Below are 6,241 nucleotides of genomic sequence, written 5' to 3' on the forward strand. Positions count from 1 at the left end.
CGCCCAGCCGAGCAGCGGCACCGGCACGGCGGGCCGCAGCAGCACCGAGAACATCAGCCCCGAGCGCGCCGGCGCCGTCCAGGCCCGGCCGAGCCGCCCGCGGCCCGCGGTCTGGAGCTCGGTGACCAGCACGGTCCCCTCCGGCGCGCCGTCCCTGGACCGCGCCGCGAGGTCGGCGTTGGTCGACCCGGTCTCGGGCACGACGCCGACCTCCCGCCACAGCCCGCCGGGGCGGACGAGCGCGCGCTGGAGGGCCGCCTCGTGCAGCGGCGGGCGGTCGAGATCGCCGTACGGTGAATCGCTCACCCGTCCATCCAACCCCACGCGGAAGTAGATCTTGGGACCGCCGCCCGCGAACCCGCCCCCGCCGGGAGGACGCCGCGGGGTTAGGGTGCCGCGTGTGGATGGTGATGGAGTGACGCTGGACGGCGTGACGCTGCGGCGCGACGCGGGCGACGGGCACGTCGCCGAGATCGTCCTGGACCGGCCCGAGGCCCTGAACGCCCTGTCGACGGCGATGGCGCGGCGCCTCGCCGCGGTGTGCGCGGACGTCGCGGCGGACGGGTCCGTGCGCGCGGTCGTGCTGTCCGCGGCGGGCGAGAAGGCGTTCTGCGTGGGCGCCGACCTCAAGGAGCGCAACGCGATGAGCGACGCGGAGATCCTCGCGCAGCGGCCGGTGTTCCGCGCGGCGTTCGGCGGCGTGCTGAACCTGCCGCAGCCGGTGGTCGCCGCCGTGCACGGCTACGCGCTCGGCGGCGGCTGCGAGTTCGCGCTGTCCGCCGACATCGTCGTCGCGGACGAGTCCGCCGTGTTCGGGCTGCCCGAGGTGGGCGTCGGCCTCGTCCCCGGCGGGGGCGGCACCCAGCTCGCGCTGCGCAGGCTCGGCCCGGGCAAGGCCGCCGACCTGGTGTTCACCGGCCGCCGCCTCGGCGTCGAGGAGGCGCTGGAGTACGGCCTGGCCGACCGCAGGGTGCCCGCCGGGACGGTGCGCGAGGAGGCCCTCGCGATCGCCGGGCTCATCGCGCGGAACTCGCCCATCGCCGTCCGCGCCGCGAAGCGAGCGATGCGGCTCGGCGGCGGAGTGAGCCTGGAAGCGGGCCTGGACCTGGAGGAGAACGCCTGGCGCACCGTCGCCTTCTCCCCCGACCGCCGCGAGGGAATAGCCGCCTTCAACGAGAAGCGGAAGCCGAACTGGGGCTAAGCCCCGCAGGGTCAGGGCGTGGGTTTCGCCATGTGGACTATGTGGCGGCCGCCGCGCTCCTCGCGGTGCGTCTCGCGGTAGCCGAGTCGTTCGTACAGGGCGATGTTCGACGTCATCAGCTCGTTGGTGTAAAGCCTCAGGCGCGGCAGGGCGAGGGCGCGGGCCTTCTCCTCAGCGGCGGGGTGAGTCTGGACGCGGGCCTGGACTTGGAGGAGAACGCCTGGCGCACGAAATTCGCGCGCCCAACTGGGGCTGAGCCCACGGCGGGGTCGCAGGCGTTCCTGGTGCCGGTCCCAGACGCATCAGCCCGCACGCGAACGCGTTAACGACGCGGGGAGGCGACGCCGGAGGCGAGCCTCCCCGCGGAGATCGCGAAGCGATGCAGCGTTCGCCCAGGAACGGTCACGGTACGAGCCGCAAGGCGAGTGCCGTGGGCCGGGACTGCGTGAATACGGCGCGGTCGGCCGGGACCGCCGGCCGGACCGCGCCTTCCGGCGCGGCCGCCATCAGCCGGTGTTCTGGAGGCCGGCGGCTACGCCGTTCACCGAGAGGAGGAGCAGGGACTCCAGGTGGGCGCGCTCTTCCTCGTCGGCGACGCCGGCGCGGAGGGCGGTCAGGGCGCGGAGCTGGAGGTGGGACAGCGCGTCCACGTACGGGTTGCGCAGCTCGACGGCCCGGGACAGGACGCGCCGGTTCTCCAGCAGCCGCTCGTGCCCGGTGACGGCCAGCACCAGCGAGCGGGTGCGGTCGTACTCGGCGAGGACGGTCTCGGACAGCTCGGGGCGCTCGCCCAGCGCGAGGTAGCGCTCGGCGATCGCGCGGTCGGACTTGGCGAGGCTCATCTCGGCGTTGTCGAGCAGCGCGCCGAACAGCGGCCACGCCTCGTACGCCTCGCGGAGCTCGGTGAGCTCCGCGCCGTCGGCGGAGACGGCGGCGAGGCCGCTGCCGAGGCCGTACCAGCCGGGGAGGTTCACGCGGGTCTGCGTCCAGGCGAACACCCACGGGATCGCGCGGAGGTCCTCCAGGCCGCGGGCGGCCTTGCGGCGCGCGGGGCGGGAGCCGATCCGCAGCTCGGCGATCTCCTCCAGGGGGCTGACCCGGGCGAACCAGGCGGCGAACCCGTCGGTCTCGATCAGGCTCCGGAACGCCGCCTTCGCCGCCTCGCCGATCTTGTCGGCGAGCGGCCGGAACCGGGCGGCGGCCTCGCGGGCCCGGTCCTGGACGGCGTCGGTCGAGGCCAGCAGCACCGCGCTGGTGACCTGCTCGACGTGCCGCCGGGCGATCTGCGGGTGGCCGTACCGGGCGAAGATGACCTCGCCCTGCTCGGTGACCTTGAACCGGCCGGCGACCGAGCCGGGGGCCTGCGCGAGGATCGCCCGGTTGGCGGGCCCGCCGCCGCGGCCGAGCGAGCCGCCGCGGCCGTGGAACAGCGTCAGCGTGACGTCGTTGCGGGCGGCCCAGGCGGTGAGGGCCTCCTGCGTGTCGTACAGGCGGAGGGTGGCGCTCGCCGGGCCGAGCTGCTTGGCCGAGTCGGAGTAGCCGAGCATGACCTCCATGCGGCGGCCGGTCTCGTCCAGGCGCCGCCGGACGGCCGGGATCTCCAGCATCCCTTCGAGGACCTCCGGGGCGCGCTCCAGGTCCTCGCCCGTCTCGAACAGCGGGATCACGTCGAGGACGGGCGCGCCGTCGCCGAGGGACTCGGCCAGCGCGTACACGTTGGCCATGTCCTCGGAGGAGCGGGTGAAGGAGACGATGTAGCGGTGGCAGGCCCGGACGCCGAACCGCTGCTGAATCCAGGCGACGACGCGGAGGGTCTCCAGGATCTCCTCGGTCATCTCACTGCGCTCGCCGCCGGCGCGGAGCTCCGCGAGGGCCTTCTCGTGCAGTTCGGAGTGCTGGCGGATCTCCAGCTCGGCGAGGTGGAACCCGAAGGTCTCGACCTGCCAGATCAGCTGCTGGACGCGCCCGTACGCCTGCCGGACGGCGCCCGAGGCGGCCAGGGAGTCCTGGACGGTCCGCAGGTCGGCGAGCAGTTCGTCCGGGGAGGCGTAGGCGAGGTCGGCGTCGCGCTCGCGGGTCGCGGCGATGCGCGCCGCCGCGTACAGCAGGAACTGGCGGTGCGGCTCGCCGGGCGAGCGCTTCGCCAGCTCGCCGATCCGGGCGGGCTGCGCCGTGCGCGCGGCGGCGAGGGCCTCCCGCAGCCGCGCGGACGGCGGCGTCGTCGACTCGTGGACGGTCAGCTCCCGCCCGATGCGGGCGCAGGTCGTCTCCAGGGCCCGCAGGACGTGGTCGGCCTGGATCATGATCGCGTCGCGGGTGACCTGCGCGGTGACGTAGGGGTTGCCGTCCCGGTCGCCGCCGATCCAGCTCCCGAACCGCAGGTAGGCGCGGGCCCGCGGCGGCCGGGTCCCGGTCTCGCCGGCCTCCCCGTCGGCGGTCGCGTCCGCGTCGAGGGCACGGTCCAGCGCCCGGTAGATGTGCGGGACGACCCGGAAGATCGTCTCGTCGAACGCGGCCATCGCGGTGCGGACCTCGTCCAGCGGGTCCATCTGGGCGTTGCGGCGCAGCGCCGTCCGCCACAGCAGGTCGATCTCCTCGCGGAGCCGCCCCTCGATCTCGGCGCGCTCGCCCTGCCCCGGCCCGGCGTTCAGCTCGGCCAGCAGGTCGCTGATCCGCTGGATCGCGGTGACGACGGCGCGGCGGCGGGCCTCGGTGGGGTGCGCGGTGAACACGGGCCGGAACTCCAGCCCCTCGATCACCTCGTCGAGCCGGGCGCCGCCCGCCGCGCGGATCTCCGCCACGGCCGCCGCGACCGAGCCGGGCACGCTGCCGCCGGTGTCGCGCTCCCGCAGCGTCCGGATGCGGTGGTGCTCCTCCGCGAGGTTCGTCAGGTGGAAGTAGACGGTGAACGCCCGCGCGACCTGCTCGGCGCGCTCCAGCGACCAGCCGTCCACGAGGGCCGCGACCTCCTCGCCCGCCATCTCGCCGCGGCGCGCCGCGATCACGGCGTGGCGGAGCCGCTCGACGTCGTCCAGCAGCTCCCGGCCGCCGTACTCGACCAGGCCGTCGCCGAGCATGGCGCCCAGCAGCCGCACGTCGCGGCGGAGCGGTTCGGGCATGTCCTGCCGGAAAGTGTCACGCGTCTTCGTAGCCACGGGACCAAGGGTAATGAGCGGACCGTTCCCGGCATTCACCCCGGTCCGGTCGGACCCGGCGGCGACCCCGGAATCAGCGTGCGGTTACCCTGGCCCGCATGGCGACGCAAGCCCCTGAACCCGCCCTGGACGCCGACGAGATCGACATCCACACGACGGCGGGAAAGATCGCGGATCTGGAACGACGGCGGTACGAGGCGGTGCACGCCGGATCGGCGCGCGCCGTCGAGAAGCAGCACGCCAAGGGCAAGATGACCGCCCGCGAGCGGATCGACGCGCTGCTCGACCCCGGCTCGTTCGTCGAGTTCGACGAGCTCGCCCGGCACCGCTCGACGAACTTCGGGATGGAGCGCAACCGCCCCTACGGCGACGGCGTCGTCACCGGGCACGGCACCGTCGACGGCCGCCCGGTCGCGGTCTTCAGCCAGGACTTCACCGTCTCCGGCGGCTCCCTCGGCGAGGTCTTCGGCGAGAAGATCTGCAAGGTCATGGACCACGCGCTGAAGACCGGCTGCCCGGTCGTCGGGATCAACGACTCCGGCGGCGCCCGCATCCAGGAGGGCGTCGTCGCGCTCGGCCTGTACGCCGAGATCTTCAAGCGGAACGTGCACGCCTCCGGCGTCATCCCGCAGATCTCCCTGGTCATGGGGCCCTGCGCGGGCGGCGCGGTGTACTCCCCCGCGATCACCGACTTCATCGTCATGGTCGACAAGACGTCCCACATGTTCATCACCGGGCCGGACGTCATCAAGACGGTCACCGGCGAGGAGGTGACCATGGAGGAGCTCGGCGGCGCGCACTCGCACAACGCGAAGTCCGGCGTCGCCCACTACCAGGGCACCGACGAGGACGACGCGATCGAGTACGTCAAGGCGCTGCTGTCCTACCTGCCGTCCAACAACCTGTCGGACGCGCCCGCGTTCGAGGTGCCCGTCGACCCGTCCGAGACGGACGAGGAGCTCGACCACCTCATCCCCGACTCGCCGAACCAGCCGTACGACATGCACACCGCCATCGAGCACGTGCTGGACGACGGCGAGTTCCTGGAGGTCCAGGAGCAGTTCGCGCCGAACATCATCGTCGGGTTCGGCCGGGTCGAGGGCCGCTCCGTCGGCGTCGTCGCGAACCAGCCGATGCAGTTCGCCGGGACGCTCGACATCGACGCGTCCGAGAAGGCCGCCCGGTTCGTCCGCACCTGCGACGCGTTCAACATCCCCGTGCTGACCTTCGTGGACGTGCCCGGCTTCCTGCCCGGCACCGACCAGGAGTGGAACGGGATCATCCGCCGCGGCGCGAAGCTGCTGTACGCCTACGCCGAGGCGACCGTCCCGCTCGTCACGGTGATCACCCGCAAGGCGTACGGCGGCGCGTACGACGTCATGGGCTCCAAGCACCTCGGCGCCGACGTCAACCTGGCGTGGCCGACCGCGCAGATCGCGGTCATGGGCGCGCAGGGCGCCGTGAACATCCTGTACCGGCGCGAGCTGGCCGCCGCGGACGACCCCGACGCCCGCCGCGCCGAGCTGATCACCGAGTACGAGGACACGCTCGCCAACCCCTACATCGCGGCCGAGCGCGGCTACGTCGACAACGTGATCAAGCCGTCGGAGACGCGCGGGCAGGTCGTCCGGGCGCTCCGGGCGCTCCGGGAGAAGCGGAAGAGCCTCCCGCCGAAGAAGCACGGGAACATCCCGCTCTGATCCCGCCGAGGAGACCTGGTGACCGCTGACGACAGGACGTTCCTGCGTGTCGTGCACGGCGACCCGACCCCCGAGGAGGTCGCCGCGCTCGTCGCCGTGCTGACCGCCCGCGCCCGGGCGGCCGCCGCCGCGCGGGGCGGCGGCGACACGCGGCCCCCGTCCCGCTGGGCCGACCGCTCCCGGCT

The 6,241-nt window shown here is 73.7% G+C and carries 5 protein-coding genes; 3 read left to right on the forward strand and 2 right to left on the reverse strand.

Annotation, left to right across the window (positions count from 1 at the left end):
• The coding region (locus tag E1300_RS46460; RefSeq protein WP_370786111.1) for a biotin--[acetyl-CoA-carboxylase] ligase at positions 1 to 306 on the reverse strand (306 nt) is incomplete at its 3' end.
• Between the two features lie 94 nt (positions 307 to 400).
• On the opposite strand from E1300_RS46460, the gene E1300_RS46465 reads away from it, so the two are divergent.
• On the forward strand, positions 401 to 1,201 hold the full coding sequence (locus E1300_RS46465; RefSeq protein ID WP_242619843.1) for an enoyl-CoA hydratase/isomerase family protein: 801 nt from the start codon (positions 401 to 403) through the stop codon (positions 1,199 to 1,201).
• Positions 1,202 to 1,707: 506 nt separating this feature from the next.
• Here E1300_RS46465 and E1300_RS46475 read toward each other — a convergent pair.
• A complete protein-coding gene (locus E1300_RS46475; RefSeq protein WP_131763660.1) occupies positions 1,708 to 4,320 on the reverse strand; it encodes a phosphoenolpyruvate carboxylase in 2,613 nt (870 codons plus the stop codon).
• Positions 4,321 to 4,454: 134 nt separating this feature from the next.
• Here E1300_RS46475 and E1300_RS46480 point away from each other — a divergent pair, with 134 nt between their 5' ends.
• Positions 4,455 to 6,056, forward strand: coding sequence for an acyl-CoA carboxylase subunit beta (locus E1300_RS46480; protein ID WP_131763657.1), 1,602 nt, complete (start codon positions 4,455 to 4,457; stop codon positions 6,054 to 6,056).
• Positions 6,057 to 6,074: 18 nt separating this feature from the next.
• Positions 6,075 to 6,241, forward strand: a 167-nt coding sequence (locus tag E1300_RS46485; RefSeq protein ID WP_131763658.1) for an acyl-CoA carboxylase subunit epsilon, incomplete at its 3' end; no start/stop codon positions are given.

This window comes from Actinomadura fibrosa (genome assembly GCF_900659615.1).
Taxonomy (GTDB): domain Bacteria; phylum Actinomycetota; class Actinomycetes; order Streptosporangiales; family Streptosporangiaceae; genus Spirillospora; species Spirillospora fibrosa.